Below are 19,644 nucleotides of genomic sequence, written 5' to 3' on the forward strand. Positions count from 1 at the left end.
CTCGACCCCCTCGGCTTGGTGCGGGGCCAGGCGAGTGCCGGCCTGGCGGTCTGGCTGGCGGAGCAACCGCCGGCCTCCGGGGCGGGCGAGGCCTCCGGCGCCTCGCTGTCGCTGGCGGGCCGCTGGCGGCGGGCGGAGGCGGGGGTGCAGGCGCTGCTGGATAAGGAGCTGGCCGGAGAGAACGGAGAGCCGGCCCTGGCCCGCCGCCTCAGCCGCCTGCTGCCGGCGGGGCTGCCCGTGCTGCTGGCCAACAGCAGCCCGGTGCGGGACTGGGAGAGCTTCGCCGACCCGACCGCCCCGCCCCGACCGATGCACGGCTTCCGGGGGGCCTCCGGCATCGATGGCACCCTCTCCAGCGCCTGCGGCCTGGCCGAGGCCCTCGGCGCCCTGGTGCTGGTGAGCGGCGATCTGGCCCTGCTGCACGATGCCAACGGCTGGCTGTGGCGCCCGCAGCTGGGCGGCCGCCTCACCGTCGTGCTGATCGACAACGGCGGCGGCGGCATCTTCGAGCAGCTGCCGATCCGCACCCAGCCGGCGGCGGCGATGGATTTCGAGCGCCTGTTCGCCATGCCCCAGCCGGTGGACCCGCTGGCGCTGGCGGCGTTGCACGGCGTCCCCGGCCGGCGGCTGCAGAACCTGAAGGATCTGGAGGGCGCCCTGGCCTGGGCCCTGGCCCAGCCGCTGGCCCTGCTGGTGGTGCCCACCGACCGGCGAAGGGACGCGGCCCTGCGGCAGCGGCTGCGCACAATGGCCGCAGATCTGGCCGACCCTCTGGCCACCGGGCCGATCCCCTCCCCATGACCCCCGTTCCCCCAGCCTTGCCGCGCTGGACCAGCGCCGGCACCTACAGCGACATCCGCTTCGAGACCAGCGGCGATGGGATCGCCCGGATCAGCATCAACCGGCCCGAGAAGCGCAATGCCTTCCGGCCGCTCACGGTCCAGGAGCTCTGCGATGCCTTCAACCGGGTACGGGACGACCCCACCATCGGTGTGGTGCTGTTCACCGGCGAGGGGCCGGCCGCCGATGGCGTCTGGGCCTTCTGCGCCGGCGGGGACCAGAGCGTGCGCGGCGACGGCGGCTATCTCGATGCCTCGGGGCTGCCGCGGCTCAACGTGCTCGACCTGCAGCGGATCATCCGCAGCCTGCCCAAGGTGGTGATCGCCCTGGTGGCCGGCTACGCCATCGGCGGCGGCCAGGTGCTGCACCTGCTCTGCGATCTGAGCCTGGCGGCCGAGAACGCCGTCTTCGGCCAGACCGGGCCGCGGGTGGGCAGCTTCGACGGCGGCTTCGGTGCCGGCTACCTGGCCCGGGTGGTGGGCCAGCGCAAGGCCCGGGAGATCTGGTTCCTCTGCCGCCGCTACGACGCCGGCCAGGCCCTGGCCATGGGGCTGGTGAACGCCGTGGTGCCCCTGGAGGAGCTGGAGCCCCAGGGGGTGGCCTGGGCGCGGGAGGTGCTCCAGCACAGCCCCACCGCCATCCGCTGCCTCAAGGCCGCCTTCAACGCCGAGACCGACGGGCTGGCGGGGATCCAGGAGCTGGCGGGCCATGCCACCCACCTCTTCTACCGGACCAGCGAGGGCCAGGAGGGGCGCAACGCCTTTCTGGAGAAGCGGGACCCGGACTTTTCCGAGGCGCCCTGGCTGCCCTGAGGTGCCGCGGTCCATACTGCCGTTCCTGGCTGCAACGACCGGTGTCCGCCTATCCGATCCCGGACAACGAAGCCGAGCGGCAGGCGGCGCTGGACGACCAGTGCATCCTCGATACGGAGCCCGATGAGGACTTCGACCGCATCACCCGGCTGGCCAGCCAGATGCTCGGAGTTCCGATCGCGCTGATCTCCCTGGTGGACCGGCAGCGTCAGTGGTTTCTCTCCCGGGTGGGTCTGGAGCCGAGGGAAACGCCCCGGGAGCTGGCCTTCTGTGCCCACACCATCTGCTCCGATGACGTCATGGTCGTCAGCGATGCCACCGCCGATGCGCGCTTCAGGGACAATCCCCTGGTCACGGGGGACCCCCACATCCGCTTCTATGCCGGCGTCCCGCTGCAGACCCGGTCCGGCTTCAACCTCGGCACGCTGTGCGTGATCAGCCGCGAGCCACGGCAGCTGGCGGGCACCGAACACCAGCTGCTCAAGGATCTGGGCGGCATGGTGACCCAGTACCTGGAGTCGCGACGCAACAGCTATCGCTGCCCGCTCACGGGGCTCCAGAACCGACGCCCCTTCCATGAGGCGGGTCAGAGGGAGTTCCTACGGGCCCGGCAGAGCAGGGAGTCGCTCTCCCTGCTGCTCTTCGGCCTGGACGGTTTCGCGGCCTTCTGTGCCCGGTTCGGGACGGCGCAGGGGGACCGGCTGCTCCAGGAGATGGCGGCAACGCTCCAGGCCCAGGTGGGGGAGAGCGCCCTGCTGGGACGGGTGACCGCCGACGAGTTCGCCGTGCTGCGCCCGGGTCTGGAGGGGCCCGCGGCCACGGCCCTGGCCGAGCGGATCCGGGGCGCCCTGACCCAGGGTGGCTGGCTGGTGGAGGGTGTCCGCCATCCGCTGGCGGTCAGCTGCGGTGTGGGCGTGCTGGGCGGGGACGACGGGGGCTTCAAGGACCTGTTCCGACGGACCGAAGCGGCCCTGACCCAGGCCAGGCTGTCGGGTGCCACGGCGACCTAGTGCAGACCATCGCCGATCAGCGGACTCGGCAACGGGAATCAGGCGGGGGCAGAAGGCCTGGCGCGTCGCCACTGGCGGAAGCGATCGAGGGCGGCACAGAGATCCACGAAGCGCAGGGGCTTGGAGAGAAAGTCGTTCATGCCGGCGGCTTCGCACTCCTGGCGATGGGAGCTGAAGGAATAGGCCGTCAGGGCAATGATGTACACCTCCGTAAAACCCTCGCGACGCAGCTGCCGGGCTGCCGAGATGCCATCCAGACCGGGCATTTCCACATCCATGACCACCAGATCGAAGGGGTCGCTTCGGACGCTCTGGAGTGCGGCGTTGCCGTCGCCGACCAGGTGGACCGACAGATGCAGCCGGGCCAGCATCAGCTCCAGCACGCGCTGGTTGACGCGGTTGTCATCGGCCACCAGGATGTTCCATCCGGGATCGAATCCGTCGGAAGGGGGTGGCTCGGTGAGCCGCTTCTGGCTCTTCGAGGCCACCGCGAAGGGCAGGCGGACCGAGAAGCAGCTGCCCGTCCCGAGGCTGGATTCCACGGAGATCTCCCCGGCCATCAGCTGGCAGAGGCGGGCGCAGATCGCCAGGCCCAGTCCGGCGCTCTGGCTGGTCTGCTCCGGGTTGTCGTGGCCGACGAACTCCTCGAAGATGAACGGAAGAGAGCCGGCGGCGATGCCGATCCCGGTGTCGGAGACGCGGAACAGCAAGCCCACCGCCTCCGGCGATGAGCGGGTCGCCTCGACCACCAGACGGATCTCCCCCTGGTTGGTGTACTTGCAGGCATTCCCCAGCAGGTTGAACAGGATCTGACGCAGCTTGAGATCGTCACCGATCAACCATCTCGGCGTCTCCGGCGCCAGGGAAAGCTGCAGGTCCAGCTGGCGGATGGAGGCCTGGTGCCGGAACAGATTCAGCACATCATCCAGCAGGGAATGGAGATCAAACGTCCGGGGGTTCAACGCCAGCCGGCCGGTCTCGATCTGGGAGATGTCGAGAATGTCGTTGACCAGGTTCAACAGATAGTCGCCGCTCTCATGGATGGTCTGGATCATCTCCCTCTGGCGCCCCTCCATGGGGCTGGCCAGCAGCAGATCGCTCATCCCGATCACGGCGTTGAGCGGGGTGCGGATCTCATGGCTCATCGTGGCCAGAAAGCGCGTCTTCGACTGGCTGGCCGCCAGGGCTTCATCCCGGGCCTGCCGGAGTTCCCGGGTGCGCTGGGCCACCTGCTGCTCTAGCTGATCGCGGGCATCGATCAGCCGGTCCTGGGCCTGGATGATCGCACTCTGGTCCCGGAAGGTGAAGACGAGGGACGGCTTACTGGGCACATTGACGGTGGCCCAAGACACCTCGATGACCCGCCGGGGTGGGGTGCTGGTGAGCTCCCAGGTGGCGGTGCCCTGGGGCGCCTCCCTCCAGAATGGCTGACCGGCCCGGTGGGCGGCCGGGTCCTTCGGCTGATGGTGGGGCAGGATCCCGCTCAGGGAGCGGCCGAGGCACTGCAGGCGTGAAAGGCCCACGAAGCGATCGAAGGAGGCGTTGGTCCACTCGACGATTCCATCGAGATCGGTGAAGGCAAGAGCTTCTTCAACCGCCCCGAGGGCCGCCTCCAGCCGACCGAGGGTTGTGCGTAATTGGGCGACGAGCTCCGGTTCGGCCATCCCGGGCTCAGCTCAGCGGACGCAGGGTCGCCGCAAAGACCCAGCCATCCCCTCGGCGTTCGGCCACAATGAAATGCTCTGAATTGATGGCTTGCTGATCCTTGCAGATCGTCATCAACTCCAGGGGATGGTTGAGGATCTGGGATTCTCCAACGATCTGAAAGCGCGAGAATCCGAGGTGGTGGGCATCCCGGAAGGAGTCCGGGAGAATCATGGAGAGGGATTGACCCTCCAGATCCTCCAGGGTCCAGCCATAGGTGGATTGGAAAAGATCGTTGATCTCCACGATGCAACCGTCCCGATCGGCCGCGATGAAGGGCAGAGGCTGCCGGCGGAGCTCTTCAATCGTGACCATGGCCTGCGCCACACACTTCCCCGAGTTGTTCACAAACCTTAGCGCCGTATCCCGGTGGAGGCCCATCGCCGCCCCGGCCTTCACGCCGGCCGTTCCCCGAGCCGGTCGGGAAGCGTCGGGCTTTCCGTCCCGGGGGATTCTTCTGACTTTGCGGCGCAGCGGGACCGCCGAAGGCGAAAGCCCCAATCCTGCAGGAATGGTAAGCTCAATGGGGTTTGAGATTCCTTGCGTGGATGATCCATCCATCCTGAAGCCTTCGGGTCTGCTTGATGCCCAGAGTGGCGCCGACCTGCGCGCATCCATCGCCACACTGCTGCAGGAAACGTCAGGGGACATCCTCATTGATTGCCAAGGCATCGACTTCATGGACAGCAGTGGCTTCGGTGCCCTGGTCGCGGTGCTGAAGCGCGTCAGGGAGCACGGAAAACAGCTGTATCTCTGCAGTCTCAACAGCCAGGTGCGGATCGTGCTGGAGCTCACCGGCACCGAAAAGGTCTTCACCATCTTTCCGGATCAGGAGGCCTGCCTTCGCTCACTTTCGGTGGATCGCACCGCGTGATCGCTCGGGCGTGAAGCGCCGAGAACCCTCAGGAAAACATGGCGCGGATCACCGAATAATCATCCGTGAACGGGGCATTCGCCGTGATGTCGTGGATCTGGGAGAGCAGCCGGTCGAGGCCATCGTCGTCCGACAGCAGACCGCGGCACTGTTCCGCCAGCTGCATGAATTCCGGCAGAGTCCCCATCACGCCGTCAGGCCGGGGGACTTCATAGAGCCCATCGCTGTAGACGAGCAGGCAGCCCCCTTCCCCGACCTCAAGACTCTCGTTGGCGTAGGACGACGCCTCGAACAGGCCCACCGCCATTCCCTGGGTCCTGAGCCAACGGCTGGGGAAGGCGCCGGCTCGGCTCCAGAGCAGGGCCGGCGGATGGCCGGCACTGGCGTAGCGGAGGGTCCGGCTGGAGCTCTGGTACACCCCGTACCAGATGGTGAGATAGCGCCCCTGGTGGCGCTCCATCTGGAAACCGCCGTTGAGGGACTGCAGCACGGCAGCCGGATCCCGCAGATCGACGGGCAGCGAGCGTGAACGCAGCTGGTTGTGGACGGAGATCGAGGGGAACGCCGCCGCCAGCCCGTGGCCGGAGGCATCGGCGAGATACAGGATGAGGTGATCCGGATCGAGCCAGAAGAAATCGAAGGAATCCCCGCCCAGCTCATGGGAGGGCTCGAAGCGTGACTCCACCCTGACGGCTCCGGCCATGGCCTCGGGGAACAGGGAGCGCACATAGCTGGCCGCCTCCTCCAGCTCCTGATCCAGTCGGGCCTTCTGCTGCCGCAGCTCCTCGGCCAGATCCTTCAGGCGTTCATTGGCCTGGTGCAGGCGGATCCCGGAGCGGACCCGGGCCAGCAGCTCCTCGGGGTCCACCGGCTTGCTGAGGAAGTCATCGGCACCGCAGTCCAGGCCCCGGACGCGGTCCTCCACCCGGGAGCGGGAGGTCAGGAGGATGAAATGGGCCGACTCCAGGGAGGGGTCGGCCTTGCAGGCCCGGCAGACCTCCAGCCCGTCCATGCCCTCCATCAGCCAGTCGCAGAGGATCAGGGTGGGCGGTGAGAGGCGCGCCTGCTCCAGGGCGGCGTCCCCGGAGTCCACCACCACAACCCGGTACCCCTGGGCGGTCAGCCGCGCCTGGAGCAGGCGGGAATGGATGCGGTCGTCATCGACCAGGAGGATCGTGGCCGCGGGGCCGGCGCTGGGCATCGGGGGCGGGGTCACGGGGAGGGGGGGCGCCGCCGCCGCAACGCCTCGGTGACCCGGCCGGCCTCGGCGAGCAGCTGGTCGATCCTGATCTGGGGCCATGCCTCCGGATCGGAGCGCAGGGACTCCTCGACTTCTCGGCAGAGGGCCGCCAGCGCCAGCGCACCCAGGCTGGCACTGGGGGAGCGCAGGGAATGGGCGGCGGTGATCATCGCCGGTGGGTTGTGGTACTGGTGGGCCAGCACGACGGCCGAGACCAGGCGCATCGCGTCGTCGAGATACAGATCGATGAGCTCCTGGATCAGCGGCTCGGCCCCTTCGCCCAGCGACTGCTCCAGCTCCTCCCAGGCGGCGGCATCGATCGGGTCGGGCCCGGCCGCCGCTGGCGTGGGCCCGGGTTGGTCGCGGGGGGGGTAGTGCTCCAAGGCGTAGGTGAGCTGGGCTGGCACGATCGGCTTGGCCAGGAAGTCATCCATGCCGGCCTCGAGGCAGGCCTGGCGATCCTCCGGACGGCCGTGGGCGGTCATGGCGATGATCCAGGGTTGCACGAACGGTGCCGGCAGCCGCCGGATGGCCCTGGTGGTGGCATAGCCGTCCAGCTCCGGCATCTGCACGTCCATGAACACGACGTCACAGGGGTTCGCCTGCAGAGACGCCAGGGCCTCGGGACCCGACGCCACGGCCTCGGCCTGGTAGCCCAGGCGCTGCAGCAGCAGCAACGCCAGCTGTCGGTTCACGGGAACGTCATCGACGACGAGCAGCCGCAGCGGCAGCCGATCCGCCAGCCGATGGGCCCCGGCCGCCGGGGCCGGTGGGCGCGTCTGCGGCGGCGGCCCGGCCGCCCCCGGCTCCGTCGCGCTCTGCAGTTGCTGAAGCAGCGCGAGCCGAAGCTGGCCGAGTCGCACGGGCTTGGTGAGCATCACGGGCGGTGCCTCGGCGAGCGACGTGAGCGCGGCCACTTTGCAGCGGTCGGCCAGGACGATCCAGGGGCGCATCCGCAACAGGGGATCCCGAAGAAAGGCCGGAGGTGTGGCGTCCCCAAGGCAACCCAGGAGACGCCCATCGATGACCACGGCGCCATGGCCGGCATCGGCGATCTCCGTCGGCGCGACCCGCATCGGGACCTGGCAGAGATCGGGGGCGATGACCGTGAAGCCCATCCATTCCAGCTGCCTCTGGAGCAGGGCACGGAGGGTGCGATTGGCGATCAGCAGCAGTACCGCCGCCGCTGACGCGGGAATCGCCAGGGGCTCCGGGGTGCTGCCCGTCGCGGAGGCCGGATCGAGCGTCAACCGCACGGTGAAGGTGAACACACTGCCGACGCCTTCCTCGCTGGCCAGGCTGATGCTTCCCCCCATCAACTCGCAGAGGCGACGGGTGATGGCCAGACCAAGACCCGTGCCCCCATAGCGCCGGGCCGTGGAGGGATCAGCCTGCCGAAAGGGCTCAAACAGCAGGGGAATCAGGTCGGCGGGCACACCGATGCCGGTGTCCCGGATCTGACAGGTGAAAAGGCATGGGGTGGGCTGGCCAACTCCACGGAGCTGGGGCTCAGCGCTCAGCGTGACCACGATCTCTCCCTGAGCGGTGAACTTGACGGCATTGCTGAGGAGATTCCAGAGGATCTGGCGGAGGCGGGTACGGTCACCGATGACGGCCGTGGGCAAGCGGGGGTCGATGTCGAGAACCAGTTCCACCTCCTTGTCGAGCAGACGGGGGACGCTCAGGTCCAGGGCCTCTTCGATGCAGACACGCAGGTCGAAACGCTGCTCATCCAGCTGCATGGCGCCGGATTCAATCTTGGAGAAATCAAGAATGTCATTGATGATCGTGAGCAGGGAGTCGGTACTGCTGTTGATGATCTCGACATATTCCCGCTCCACAGGATCAAGCTGGGAGTCCTGAAGCAGACCAGCCATGCCGATGATGGCGTTCATCGGAGTTCGGATCTCATGGCTCATCGTCGCCAGAAATGTGTCCTTGGCAGCGTTGGCCGCCTCAGCGGCCTGCCGGGCCGCTTCCAGCTCCGCATTCAGTGCTGAGAGGCGCTGGGTCGACTCCCGCAACTCGCCCCGCTGTGTTGTCAGAATCTCATTGAGCTTCTGGCTTTCCGAGAGAGCCTCATTTCTGGCCTGCAGCAGGAACAGAAAGTCAACCAGCGAATCATGCAGGGGAAAGTCATTGATCTTCAGCCCGATGGTCTTCAGGTCCTCCATTTGCAGCAAACATGGCGTGCCGACAAACAGCAGTTGGTCCGTCTCATCAAGACAACAGATCTGACCCTTCAGTTGCAGTGCAATCAAGTCGGACTTGAAGATCACGTGCCGATCCGTGCAGTCACTCAGACTGGCGAAGTTCATCGGCACATCCGGGCGCAGAAGCTGGAAATGGTCGTCGAGGTGCTGACCCAGCAACTCCGGCTCAGGAAGAATGCGACGCAGAACAGAACCGGCGGAGCAGATCGTCAGCTCCCGGTCCACGACGAGATGAAAGGGAAACAGGGGATCGAGGAGGTGGTCAGGTAACAGCACGGCCATGGCCATCAGGAACGACGGATCGTCATGGGTGCCGTTCGCCGTGAACCGGCGAAACCGGGTCGGCGTGAGCCTGCGAAGACAGGCGACCATGCCGTCCGGCTCGGAACTCCTGCTGCCTGGAGGCGTGGGAGCTGTGATCGCAAAGGCAGATAGGCGGTGGCGGCCCAGGAAAAGCCAGGGCGGCACGGGCATGGCGATGGTCCAGCTGATCGAAGCCTTCCGGCAGGATGTCTCCCGTGCTCTCGAGGAGCTGCACGGACCCCTCCGTGGCCATTGGGGTGATCCAGTCAGCGCCAGAGGTCTCCACGATCCGGTCGGCAGAACGGCCAGGTTCCTCCATGGCCAACCCCACCAGACGATGGGTCACGTCGTCAGTACAGGCTCGGTTGACCAGTCCGTGCATTGATGGACAGCCAATTCAAATCAATTTAGTCCAGTGAGGCAGAGAATTCCTTTCAGGGCTTGTGAGGTAACTGATCCACACACCACTGGAAGTCCCGTTGCACCTGCTCACGGACGGCTCCATGGGCAAACGCACGCCCCCGGGTGGCCAGAATGGCCGGCAGCACAGCCGTGGGTTCGAGGCTGGCCAGATCACACCCGGGCAGGTCAAGCCGCCGGCAGAGGTCCCTGCCCTTGTTGGAATAGTGGAGATGGAACGGAACCCGCCCAGCAGCCAATGACAGAACAGCGGTGTGAAAACGGACCGCGATGACAAGGTCCACCAGGGCGAACAGGGCCATGGCCAGCTGCCAGCTCGGCACGGCCGAACTGTCGGCAAACGGATTCAGGATGGCGGTGGCAGGGGCACGGGCCTGGATGGCAGCGGCCACCTCCAGATCATTATCCGAGCCGTAGGCCCCTGATTGGATCAACACCACGGGCCTGAGTCCGGCGGCGGAAAGCTCAAGGCAGAGCTGGGACATCCTGGAGACGAAGGCATCATTGTCATGGCCATACATGCTGTCAAACCCACGGACGGACAGAACGGCCGCCTGGGTCGGGTCAATGGCCAGGTGCTCCAGGCACCGACGGGCCATGGCCTCCGCCAGGGGGGAACTCTCCAGGACGAAGGCAATGTCGTAGGACAATCTGGCGGGAACTCCAGCCGCACAGAGTCGCTGGTGACTCTCTGCATCGCGAACACAGACAGCCGCCAGGCGCTTCAGATAGCGTTGCAGAAGAAGAAAGCTGAGGCCATGGCAGGAGCGGGGAATCGACTGACCGAACAATATGGTGTGACGGGAGTGACGTCTCAGTTCAGCCAGATTCATCAGGAACGCCTTGGTGACGAACCATTCCCGTGAATTGTTGAAGATATCGCCACCCACGCTGATGTAGGCCCCACAGTCTGTGGGCCGGTTCGGCAGGAAAGTGACCCCCAGGGTGGGGTCAGGCCGCTCATCCTGAACATGGCCAACCAGCTTCGCACCTGGCAGGAGTTTGCGAAACGCGCTGTAGATGGCTGCATCCCCCAGATTCAGGGTGCTGTAGGCATTGATCAGGCCGATACGCACGGGGGTTACAGAGGGAAATGAATCAGGGAAGGGGAGAGAAAGCCAGGAGCGATGGACTTGCACTTCAATGCTTCCGGAATGGAGCAGAAAGTTGCAACTCTCAGGCACTTTATCAGTGAAGCACAGAACCTGAGTGTCCTGACCTGTTCACTGGTTGCGCCCATGGAGCCAGGCGTCCGATGGGTTCAGACAGCCCAAGCCTGGGCCTGGATGAACATCATGGAGAAGCGGGAGCTCCGGATCGGGAGCGGTTGGCGACGCCGGGGGCCTGGGAGCGGTTGCACGAGCCCTGGGGAGGGAGTTCGCTCATGCCGACCGCAGGATTCGACGCAGCTTTCCTTTCACCATCTCCAGGGTTGGAATGGAGCGAGCGAAGCGACGATAGGCGGCTCCGACGCCAAAGAGCCTGACCGGCCGCTGACCGGAGAACGCCGTCCGATCCAGGATGGCGAACCAACGGTCCTGGAAATTGGCCGCATAATCAGCATGCCAGGGCTTCACTTTACCCAGAAAGTGGATGATGCCGTCAGAAAAGCCGACATCTGCCCTGCCCTTGGAAGTGTTCCACTTAGGGTCAAGGACTAACCAGTCGTCAGCCAGGACGATATTCAGTGCGTCTTGATCCATCTGGTCAAGCAGGTCATAGTTATCCTGCGCCACCGTCAGGGCCTTCGATTGGATATGGCCCCGCCTCCAAGCGTCCAGATCCATGACAATCACACCGGAGTTGAAGTATTGACGGGGGTTCGTTAACTTCAATTTGTCACGAAGGCGTTGTTGTTGCTGCGGGGTGTCGATGCCACCATCGATCACACAGGCACTCGACTTGCCTTGCAGATCGAGCGTCTGCAATTCCTTCAGGTCCGAACACACGATGAGGTCCGTATCCAGGTAAATGCATCGGGAAACATCCGACAGATACTCGGGAATAAAGAAACGTGCATATGGGGATTTGCTCTTCACGAGCAGCGTGCTGCGAAGCTTGTCGACCTGTCCAAGGTCAAAGTCAACAAACTTGATGGTACCGACATTGGGAGTTTGCCAGGAATCGAAGAGGCGCCGCCGATCCTCCGGGGACAGGTCAACGCTGATGACATAGGCATTGAGGGTTGTGCTGCAGGCCTCCAAGGCGGATCGGACAGTGACGGCCGCACCCCAGAGATAATTGGCAGTGGCGACAATCACAATATTGACCATTGTGGCGCGAGCAACCCTGGAATGGAATGTAGCTCAGCATGAAGTACCGCGCCGCCGCCATGACCAATTGGCCGCAAAACCTGACATGGGACTTGGGAGTGCCAAACCGTGCCGCTTGGGGCTTGCCGATCCCGGGGTTGATCGGCAGGGGCGATGGCTTCAACAAGGGAAACATTGACAAGCACGGTCGAAGCCAGGGCCCCTCCAGGGCCGGCAGCGTGGACGCGCCCAAGGCGACTCCGGTACGGGCTGAAGCACTGGCTCCCCCATGGCACGCCACGCTCGGGTCATGGATGCATCCTTGGATGGATGCATCGATGGATGGATGCCTCGATCGGTGGATGCATTGATGGGTGGATCCTGCGCGTGGGTGGGGCCAACCGTGTCGGGGCTGCCGTCAAGCAGGGGGTGGAATGAAACAGAGCTGGGCAACCACGACGGCAACAGTCACGCCGGCCCAGTTACCGGATCCCTAGGAGCCCCGCCGGGGATCCGGATCGACACACACCGTGGGGTGGTTCTGAATCCGTCGTGGGAATCATCATGGGCACGGGTGGGTGCGCGTCAGTCCCCCGCCCAGATACCCCCCTGGCTCGCGGACTAGGGGTGCGCTAGGGTTGATTGTGCAAGCCAATCGGGAAAGCAAATCCAAATCGACACCGATGTCGAAGTTCCTGTTCTGGCTTCTTGCTCTGGTGTGCAGTGTCAGCACAGCCGGCACAGCTCTGGCTTTACCGATCTCGCCAGGAGACCGGGTGAAAGTGACCATTCCGGAAGGGGAAGAATTCAGCGGAATCTTTGAAGTCAATCTGAATGGAGACCTTGAACTTCCCTTCATCAAGGCCATTTCGGCCGGCGGACTGGAACCGGAACAGCTTCAGAAGCGTGTGTCTCAAGCCCTTGTGCAGCAGGGCTTTTTTCAACCCTCCTTCCTCAGGGTCAGCCTGAGCGTCGTCCAGTGGGCGCCGGTCCAGGTCTTTGTCATTGGATCCGCGTTTCAGCCCGGTCGCGTTCTGATCAACGAACTGAGTGATGTGGAACAGACGCAGACACCTGTTCAGCTGTCTGGCCAGGCTCCGCTCAACCGTATGCTCACCATGGCCCTGCGTCGTGCAGGCGGCATCACTCCCACTGCTGATGTCACCGCTGTGGAGTTCAAGCGGGGATCACGAAGACAAGTGGTCGACCTCTCCGGTGCGTTCACTGGGCAACCCTTTAAGGACATTCCTCTGATTGCCGGTGATCAAGTCATTGTTCCTGACACCGGAATCGTCAATCCACTGATCGTTCGGCCTTCTCAGATCACGCCCGCCGAAGTTGAGATCAACATTTCCAATCTCACTGTCCCTGCAGCTGGGAATTCCGTGGCCGGCATCGGCTCCCAGGCCAGGAATTTTCCCTATGGATCACGCTTGTCCCATGCGGTGGTTTCGGCCAACTGTGCTGGGGGGACCTCGGTCACCAATGCACGACGCCGGGCCATCCTGGTGAGAACAGAACGGGCATCGGGCAAGACGACAGTCTATGAGAGGGGTGTGGAAGAGCTGCTTCGCGCCTCGACAGACAACGGAAACAATCCCTATCTCATGGCAGACGACGGTGTTGCCTGTTATGACTCCAAGATGACTAACTTCCAGGCCGTACTCAGCATCTTAACCCAGTTTCTCAATCCAGCTGTCCTGATTTATGATCGCAGTATTCCCTAGCAGAGAATGAAATATTTCCCGCCGTTCCTGCGACGATTCAGGCCCAAGGTGCAGGCTGTGCAAGAGCCCCTGGGCAAGGCGAGTCGGCTGTTTTCCGAGCAGTTCCGAAACATACCCGGCCCGAAGGTTCCGGATCCGAAGGGATGGTGGAAAAGACTGAGTCGAACGGACAAGCTGCGCTGGAGTCGTTACCTTTTCGTTTCCACATGTACCAATGGGCTGATCTGGGGATCCAGCATTCTGTATCTGTTACTTGCGAAGCCTGTGTATACGAGTTCCTGGGCATTGATTCTGCCAGGAAGCGCCAATGCTGTGAATCTGAGCCTACCAGATATTGGCCAGGCCACAGCTTCAAGTGAATCCCTGGGTTTAGCAACCTTTGATCCCCGTGCCAACTATGAGTACATCTTCGTCAGTGAACAGGTGCTCGCAAGGGCCGCCAAGATTGCCAATGTTCCAAAGGGGGATTTTGCCAAGCCTCGAATCAAGAATATTGACAATACGACCTTGATGCAGATTGATTCCACCGGCCCGTCTCCCGAGGATGCACGCAAGCGTTCCTATGCCTTGTATGAAGCCATGGTCGAACGGCTGAGTGAGCTGCGCGTCAGTGAAATCAACCAGCGGCAAGGTCCCACCCAGAAGATTCTGCTGGAGACACAGCAGAAGCTTGAGGCTGCGCAGAAGGATGTGTCCGAGTACAAGCGCCGCTCTGGGCTGACCTCGATAGAACAGGTTGAAATCCTCTCGGCCAATATCGAACAGCTGCGCAAGCAGAGAGCCGAACTTGCGGCACAGCAGTCCCAGGCGGAAAGTCGACTGCAGAAGTTGAGCCGCAGCCTGGGCCTTTCTCCAGCGGAGGCCACAGATGCGTTCAAGCTGCAAGTGGATCAGATCTTCCAGCAGAATCTCAAAGATTACAGCGAAGCCACTTCGATCCTGAGAGTTCAACTATCAAAGTTCGGGCGGAATAATCCTCGGATTCTCAAGGAAATCAAGCGTCAGGAAGCAGCAAGGCAGGCGATGAACCAGCGAGCCAACGCCTTGCTTGGTCGCCCTGCGTCCGCCCAGCTCCTCTCGCGACTTGCATTGACGGGCGCAAGTTCGGGGCGCGAATCTCTCTTCCAGAACCTGGTGAACTACCAATCGGATGCCAGTGGCGCGGCATCACAGGTTGGCAAACTGGATCAACAGATCAGTTCCTTAGAGGACCGTCTCCGGATGATGTCCCAGAGGCAGTCGTCATTGGAGAACCTGAAGCGAAATGAGCAGATAGCCGAAGCAGTCTTTGCATCGACATTAGCCAAACTTGATCTCGGTCAGTCCAACATCTTTGCAGCTTTCCCGCTGATCCAGATTGCTGTTGAACCGACACTGCCAGAGAAAGCGACTTCTCCAAAACGGTCCTTGGTTCTGGCTGGCTCAGCCTTTGGCTCCATCCTCACGACAACGGGGCTCTGGATTTTATGGATCCGCAAGCCCTGGATCAAGCGGCTCGCCCGTTGGGTCTCGACCTAGCCAGGAGACTTCATTGGGACTCAAAACACTTCTTTCCAAGGCCTTCCATTCGGAGGATGATCTTCGGCCTGGAAACTTGCCGGAGCGTCTGGTGTGGTGGTCGATCATCTGCACCTATCCCATCTGGCTTGTCGGCGGACTCTATGTTGTGGGGTCGGTTCTGTGCTGGCTACTCCTGGGTTGCCTGTTGATCAAGATTCTGGCCAGGATGGATCACCCGGAAGAGAATGAGGAGATCTCCATTTCTCCCGTGATCTGGCTATGGATTATCGGCATGCTCATCATGCAAGTGGCCTTGATTGCAGGGCACGTGAATTTCAACCTCGGCACTGGAGCCATCATCAAGTCAACGATTGGCTGGGCTAAAGGCTGGGCTGCCCTGGCCCTTTACCCGTTAGCCGGGGCCCTGCCGATTCGTAGCAGCATCCCGACCCGTGCCATATGCATCGTTGGATTTCATACGCTGCTGATCATCCCGTTTCTGATGCTGACCCCCCATCTGGGACTTCCAGAAGTCCTGTACGTCTCCCCCTTGCGAGCGGTGGGTGGTCCAGGCAATGAGTTCTTTGATGTGCCTCTCTATGAAATCGACGGCAGCACCGGTGATCTTCGTTGGCGTCTCTTTTCGCCCTGGGGACCAGCGCTGGGTTTCGTCGGGAACATCAACTTTATGATTTGCCTGTTAGAAAAAGACCGCAAGTGGAAACTTCTTGGAATCGCTGGCTCCATCGTGATGTGCTTTGTCTGCAAGTCCAGGCTTGCCCAGCTCTGCATCATCCTGATCCCGGCCGTAACGGCCGTGGTGTCCAGACTCCGCAAACCGTTCATGCTGATTTCCCTTGGAATTCTGTCCTACCTTGGCGGCATCTTCGCCACGTCGATTCTGACAGCCATCAACGACTACTGGGAAGGATTCAAAGGAGCTCGGGCTGGCTCCACGCGTGTGCGCTTTGCGCTCAAGCGTATCGCCTTCCATCGCTGGGAAACCGAGGCTCCGATCTGGGGGCATGGAGTTGTGGAGGGAGGCCCCCACCTGGTGGAGTACATGGCCATTGGTTCCCACCACACCTGGGCCGGAGTTCTTTTCGTCAAGGGGATTGTCGGTTTTTTTGCCCTGGCCATTCCCATGCTGGCAACGGGCCTTGACCTTCTGCGTCGCGCAGCCAGTCCGAATTATCAACTTGGCTCCGCAGGGCTTGGCATCATCATTCTCTTGTTCATGTATACGTTTGGAGAGAATCTTGAGATCCTCGTCTATCTCTTCTGGCCTGGGATGGTGATCATGGGCATGGCTCTTCAGGAGAAGAAGAGCTCACCTCAGCCGGAGCTGCAGGCTGTGTCGTGATTCACACCCTATCCGGCTGCATTGAGATGCCCAGATGCCATGATGAGCCATCGAAAGCTTCGCAGGGGGGTGAGCCTTGATGCGCCTGCTGAGCAACCTCAAGCAATTCATCCCCAAGGACCGATTCATCCGCAACATCGGCTGGATGGGTGTAGGGGAGGTGGGGATTCGGGTCTCGCGGCTCGTGGCCACCGTTCTGCTGGCCAGGCTGCTGAGCCCCAGGGACTATGGCCTGGCGGCCATCGTGTTGACCTCCGGCGAGCTGGTCAAGGTCTTCACACGCAACGGCATCGGCGACAAGATCGTGCAGGCCGATGCGGATGAGGTCCAGGAGATCTGTCAGACGGCATGGAGTCTGAACTGGCTGATCGGCTTCAGCCTATGTCTTATTCAGATCATTGGTTCGTTTGTCTTTGCCAGGATCTACAACGACAACGCACTGATCGTGCCGATCATCGTGGTGAGTTTCAGCTATCTGATCTACCCACTTTCCATGGTCCAGTCGGCTTTGGTGCGCCGAAAGAATCGGCTGAAGTTTTACAGCATGACCAACCTCACAGCCGTCGCCAGCGAAAACCTGATGACGGGGATCTTTGCGCTGATGGGGATGGGCATGTGGGCGATTGTGCTTCCCAAGTTGCTGGTAGCCCCGGTCTGGGTTGCCATGATGCTGCGCTTCGAGCCCTGGAGGCCTGCCCTGGCGTTCACGCTCAAGCGCTGGAAGTCCGTGCTCCAGTTCGGCAGTCGCATCCTCGGGGTTGAGCTGCTCAACACCTTCCGGGAGAATGTGGATTATCTGGTGATCGGTCGCTTCATCGGTGTCAAGGCGCTTGGCGTGTACTACTTCGCCTTCAACGCCGGACTGGGTCTGAGCCTGAGTGTGATCAATGCCCTGTCGGTCTCCCTCTACTCCGACTTCTGTGACGTTCGCGGCCAACCCGCCGTCCTCAAGGAGCGCTTCAGAAAGAATCTGCTCACCATCACCAAGGTGATCGTGCCCGTGGTTGCCCTGCAGTGCAGCCTTGCGCCTCTGTATGTGCCGGTCGTCTTTGGTCAGAAGTGGGTGGCCGATGGCGCAGTGCCCATTCTCATGCTGATCTGCCTGTCGGCCCTTTCTCGACCCTTTGCCAACGCCTCCGCCATGTTGTTCCGCGCCGTGGGCCTACCCCAGGTGGATCTGCTCTGGAACGTGGTCTTCACGGCGGCCCTCACCGTGGCCATTCTGATCGGCACGACATGGGGATCCCTGGGTGTCGCCGTCGCCGTCGCAGCGGCCCATCTCACCCTTCAACCGATCTACCTGATCATGGGACAGCGGCTATTGCGAAGGATTCAGACCTCTCAGCCCGCAGCCCTGTGAAACGGCTCCAGAGCGCGGTTATGGTGATGGAAGCCTTCCAGCCTCGCGGCTCCTGCCACAGGTCTGGAGCACGTCAGTGGCGCTGTGGCTGCCATCAGAGCCAATCAAGATGTCCGCCCGCTTGATCCACTCGTGAAGATCTACGCCATTTGTCTGATCAAGAATGAGGGCGATGTCATTGCAGATTGTCTACATCACGCACTGAAGTTCTGCGATCGTATCTTTGTTCTGGATAACGGCAGTACCGATGGTACCTGGGAAACTGTGAATGGCCTTGCCCAGCAGTATCCGGCCATCGTGGTTGAGGAGCAACTCCTTGTACCCTTCCGTGATGGCATGCGTTCCATCGTCTACAACCGATACCATCATGAGCTGACCGATCAGGATTGGTGGCTGAGGCTGGACGGGGACGAGTTCCTCGATGGCGACCCCAGAGATGTGCTCGCCAAGGCGAATCAGGAAAAGGCCGATTTCGTGACGGCCTGGAATCTTCAGTTCTATTACACGGATACCGACTACAAGAACTGGGAGGCCGAGAGACTGGATACCAGCCGGCCCATCACCGAACGGCGCCGCTACTACTCCGCCAACTGGCGCGAATACCGTTTCTTCCGCAACCAGCCCGATCAACCCTGGAACGAAGCGGTGGCCCCCCAGTGGCCCGACGGGCTCAAGAAGGCCTGCTCCCAGCGGCTCTACAACCGCCACTATCCCTACCGCACGCCTGATCAGATCAAGGAGAAGCTCCAGGCCCGCTACGGCCATGCCCAGTTTCGCCATATCGACTCCGTCGACTGGACCTCCAAGCTCCTGCCTGCCCGTCGTTTGAACCATTTCCAGGCGGGTCAGCCGCCGACGATCAACCAGTTCGATTACTACAGCAAGCGCCTGCGGATGGCCTGGATCACCCTGATCGGGCGTTTCAAGGCGCTCCTGCGTCGGATCGGAGGAGCCCGACGTTCCAGCCATACGTCGTAGCCGCCGCGATGACGCCCACCGATCCGCACGAGACCGCCGCGGTGGTTCCCGATCCAGCAGGGCTGAACACACCGAAGATTTCGGTGGTGGTCCCCGTCTACAACGCGGCGCCGCACATCGCCCAGACGTTGCGCTCGGTGCTGACGCAGAGCCTGAGCGACTGGGAATTGATCGCGGTGGATGACGGATCCACGGACGACAGCCTGGCCATCATGGGCCGCCTGTTCGGGGACGATCCCCGCATCCAGCTGGTGCCCCAGCCCAATGCGGGGGTCTCAAGGGCTCGCAACCGCGGCGTCGCGCTGAGCAGGGCGCCCCTGATCGCCTTCCTGGATGCCGATGACCTCTGGCATCCCGACAAACTGCGCCTGCATGTGGCGTACCACGACCACCATGCCGACGTGGGCGTGAGTTTCGCCCGCGTCGCGTTCCTCTCTCCCGAGGGGACGCCAACGGGTCATCTGGCGGCCCAGCCCCGGACCACCTATCGACCCGTGGATTTCCTCTGTGAGAACCCCACCAACACCACCTCCAACTGGGTGCTGCGCCGTGAGGTGTTCACCACGGTGGGTGGATTCGTCTCCGACATGAGCTACTCGGAAGATCTGGAATGGTTGCTGCGGGTGGCCTGCGACGGCCGCTGGCGCATCACCGGGCTGCCCCAGGTGCTCACCTACTACCGGACATCGGTGGGGGGACTCTCCTCCAGCCTGCAGCGCATGGAGCAGGGCTGGCTGCGGCTGATCCAGGAAGCCCGCCGCTATGCACCCGACCTGGTGGCGCAGCATTTCGCCACCGCCCAGGCGATTCATCTGCGCTACCTGGCCCGGCGCTCCCTGCGCCTGGGGGGCACGCCCGCCATCGGCACCGACTTCATGGTCCGCGCCCTGCGCTCCGACTGGCGACTTCTGCTGCGGCAGCCACGACGGACGCTGCTCACGACCGTGGCTGTCTTCGCCCGTCAGCTGCTGGCACCCTGGCGCCGCCTGGGTGGCCGCCAGGGCAAGACACGGTCATGATGGCTTTTGCGACGCCCCCCGTGCCCTTG

Annotated in this window: 17 protein-coding genes; 10 read left to right on the plus strand and 7 right to left on the minus strand. The window is 62.8% G+C overall.

Annotated elements, in window-relative coordinates; translation table 11 throughout:
• From KBY81_RS02030 to KBY81_RS02040, 3 genes are all read left to right on the plus strand, one after another.
• Positions 1–801: thiamine pyrophosphate-binding protein (locus tag KBY81_RS02030; RefSeq protein ID WP_254975435.1), on the plus strand; the 801-nt coding region annotated here is incomplete at its 5' end.
• Positions 798–1,652, plus strand: a complete 855-nt coding sequence (gene menB, locus KBY81_RS02035; protein WP_254975436.1) for a 1,4-dihydroxy-2-naphthoyl-CoA synthase — start codon at positions 798–800, stop codon at positions 1,650–1,652. The genes KBY81_RS02030 and menB, both read left to right, overlap by 4 nt.
• A 41-nt stretch (positions 1,653–1,693) precedes the next feature.
• Positions 1,694–2,662, plus strand: coding sequence for a sensor domain-containing diguanylate cyclase (locus tag KBY81_RS02040; protein ID WP_254975437.1), 969 nt, complete (start codon positions 1,694–1,696; stop codon positions 2,660–2,662).
• A gap of 38 nt (positions 2,663–2,700) precedes the next feature.
• On the opposite strand, the gene KBY81_RS02045 is transcribed toward KBY81_RS02040, so the two are convergent.
• On the minus strand, positions 2,701–4,326 hold the full coding sequence (locus tag KBY81_RS02045; protein WP_254975438.1) for a response regulator: 1,626 nt from the start codon (positions 4,324–4,326) through the stop codon (positions 2,701–2,703).
• Between the two features lie 7 nt (positions 4,327–4,333).
• Positions 4,334–4,681, minus strand: a complete 348-nt coding sequence (locus KBY81_RS02050) for a PAS domain S-box protein (RefSeq protein ID WP_106219846.1) — start codon at positions 4,679–4,681, stop codon at positions 4,334–4,336.
• Between KBY81_RS02050 and KBY81_RS02055 the strand changes: the two genes are divergently transcribed.
• On the plus strand, positions 4,680–5,240 hold the full coding sequence (locus KBY81_RS02055) for an STAS domain-containing protein (protein WP_254975439.1): 561 nt from the start codon (positions 4,680–4,682) through the stop codon (positions 5,238–5,240). The two genes, KBY81_RS02050 and KBY81_RS02055, sit on opposite strands and share 2 nt — an antisense overlap.
• A 28-nt stretch (positions 5,241–5,268) precedes the next feature.
• Here KBY81_RS02055 and KBY81_RS02060 read toward each other — a convergent pair whose 3' ends face one another.
• From KBY81_RS02060 to KBY81_RS02075, 5 genes are all read right to left on the minus strand, one after another.
• The gene (locus tag KBY81_RS02060; protein ID WP_219903881.1) at positions 5,269–6,456 is read right to left on the minus strand and encodes a PP2C family protein-serine/threonine phosphatase; all 1,188 of its coding nucleotides are present in this window, start codon (positions 6,454–6,456) and stop codon (positions 5,269–5,271) included.
• Entirely contained in the window at positions 6,453–9,065 is a 2,613-nt protein-coding gene (locus KBY81_RS02065; RefSeq protein ID WP_396103647.1) for an ATP-binding protein, read from the minus strand. The genes KBY81_RS02060 and KBY81_RS02065 overlap by 4 nt, the downstream gene beginning before the upstream one ends.
• Complete coding sequence (locus tag KBY81_RS16680; protein WP_396103648.1) at positions 8,998–9,378, minus strand: heme NO-binding domain-containing protein; 381 nt, start codon at positions 9,376–9,378, stop codon at positions 8,998–9,000. The genes KBY81_RS02065 and KBY81_RS16680 overlap by 68 nt, the downstream gene beginning before the upstream one ends.
• A 52-nt stretch (positions 9,379–9,430) precedes the next feature.
• Positions 9,431–10,492, minus strand: coding sequence for a polysaccharide pyruvyl transferase family protein (locus KBY81_RS02070; RefSeq protein ID WP_219903880.1), 1,062 nt, complete (start codon positions 10,490–10,492; stop codon positions 9,431–9,433).
• A 306-nt stretch (positions 10,493–10,798) separates the two neighbouring features.
• Entirely contained in the window at positions 10,799–11,689 is an 891-nt protein-coding gene (locus tag KBY81_RS02075; RefSeq protein WP_254975440.1) for a glycosyltransferase family 8 protein, read from the minus strand.
• Between the two features lie 662 nt (positions 11,690–12,351).
• Between KBY81_RS02075 and KBY81_RS02080 the strand changes: the two genes are divergently transcribed.
• The 6 genes from KBY81_RS02080 to KBY81_RS02105 all read left to right on the plus strand — a co-directional run bounded on the left by KBY81_RS02080 (position 12,352) and on the right by KBY81_RS02105 (position 19,615).
• A complete protein-coding gene (locus KBY81_RS02080; RefSeq protein WP_254975441.1) occupies positions 12,352–13,395 on the plus strand; it encodes a polysaccharide biosynthesis/export family protein in 1,044 nt (347 codons plus the stop codon).
• Positions 13,396–13,401: 6 nt separating this feature from the next.
• Positions 13,402–14,913, plus strand: coding sequence for a hypothetical protein (locus tag KBY81_RS02085; protein WP_254975442.1), 1,512 nt, complete (start codon positions 13,402–13,404; stop codon positions 14,911–14,913).
• Positions 14,914–14,989: 76 nt separating this feature from the next.
• On the plus strand, positions 14,990–16,258 hold the full coding sequence (locus KBY81_RS02090; RefSeq protein ID WP_254975443.1) for an O-antigen ligase domain-containing protein: 1,269 nt from the start codon (positions 14,990–14,992) through the stop codon (positions 16,256–16,258).
• A 79-nt stretch (positions 16,259–16,337) separates the two neighbouring features.
• The gene (locus tag KBY81_RS02095) at positions 16,338–17,618 is read left to right on the plus strand and encodes a lipopolysaccharide biosynthesis protein (RefSeq protein ID WP_254975444.1); all 1,281 of its coding nucleotides are present in this window, start codon (positions 16,338–16,340) and stop codon (positions 17,616–17,618) included.
• A 132-nt stretch (positions 17,619–17,750) separates the two neighbouring features.
• Positions 17,751–18,596 (plus strand): glycosyltransferase family 2 protein, encoded by an 846-nt coding sequence (locus KBY81_RS02100; protein WP_181279994.1) that lies wholly within the window; start codon positions 17,751–17,753, stop codon positions 18,594–18,596.
• Positions 18,597–18,604: 8 nt separating this feature from the next.
• Positions 18,605–19,615, plus strand: a complete 1,011-nt coding sequence (locus KBY81_RS02105; protein WP_254975445.1) for a glycosyltransferase — start codon at positions 18,605–18,607, stop codon at positions 19,613–19,615.
• Positions 19,616–19,644: the final 29 nt, after the last annotated feature.

This window comes from Cyanobium sp. Lug-B (assembly GCF_024345635.1).
Lineage (GTDB): Bacteria > Cyanobacteriota > Cyanobacteriia > PCC-6307 > Cyanobiaceae > Cyanobium > Cyanobium minutissimum.

Excerpts from the sequence above, each read along its gene's own strand:
- KBY81_RS02085 (WP_254975442.1), top strand. The coding sequence starts at position 13,402 with ATGAAATATTTCCCGCCGTTCCTGCGACGATTCAGGCCCAAGGTGCAG.
- KBY81_RS02075 (WP_254975440.1), bottom strand. The coding sequence starts at position 11,689 with ATGGTCAATATTGTGATTGTCGCCACTGCCAATTATCTCTGGGGTGCG.
- KBY81_RS02050 (WP_106219846.1), bottom strand. The coding sequence starts at position 4,681 with ATGGTCACGATTGAAGAGCTCCGCCGGCAGCCTCTGCCCTTCATCGCG.
- KBY81_RS16680 (WP_396103648.1), bottom strand. The coding sequence starts at position 9,378 with ATGCACGGACTGGTCAACCGAGCCTGTACTGACGACGTGACCCATCGT.
- KBY81_RS02055 (WP_254975439.1), top strand. The coding sequence starts at position 4,680 with ATGGCCTGCGCCACACACTTCCCCGAGTTGTTCACAAACCTTAGCGCC.
- menB (WP_254975436.1), top strand. The coding sequence starts at position 798 with ATGACCCCCGTTCCCCCAGCCTTGCCGCGCTGGACCAGCGCCGGCACC.
- KBY81_RS02080 (WP_254975441.1), top strand. The coding sequence starts at position 12,352 with ATGTCGAAGTTCCTGTTCTGGCTTCTTGCTCTGGTGTGCAGTGTCAGC.
- KBY81_RS02095 (WP_254975444.1), top strand. The coding sequence starts at position 16,338 with ATGCGCCTGCTGAGCAACCTCAAGCAATTCATCCCCAAGGACCGATTC.
- KBY81_RS02105 (WP_254975445.1), top strand. The coding sequence starts at position 18,605 with ATGACGCCCACCGATCCGCACGAGACCGCCGCGGTGGTTCCCGATCCA.
- KBY81_RS02065 (WP_396103647.1), bottom strand. The coding sequence starts at position 9,065 with ATGGTCGCCTGTCTTCGCAGGCTCACGCCGACCCGGTTTCGCCGGTTC.
- KBY81_RS02045 (WP_254975438.1), bottom strand. The coding sequence starts at position 4,326 with ATGGCCGAACCGGAGCTCGTCGCCCAATTACGCACAACCCTCGGTCGG.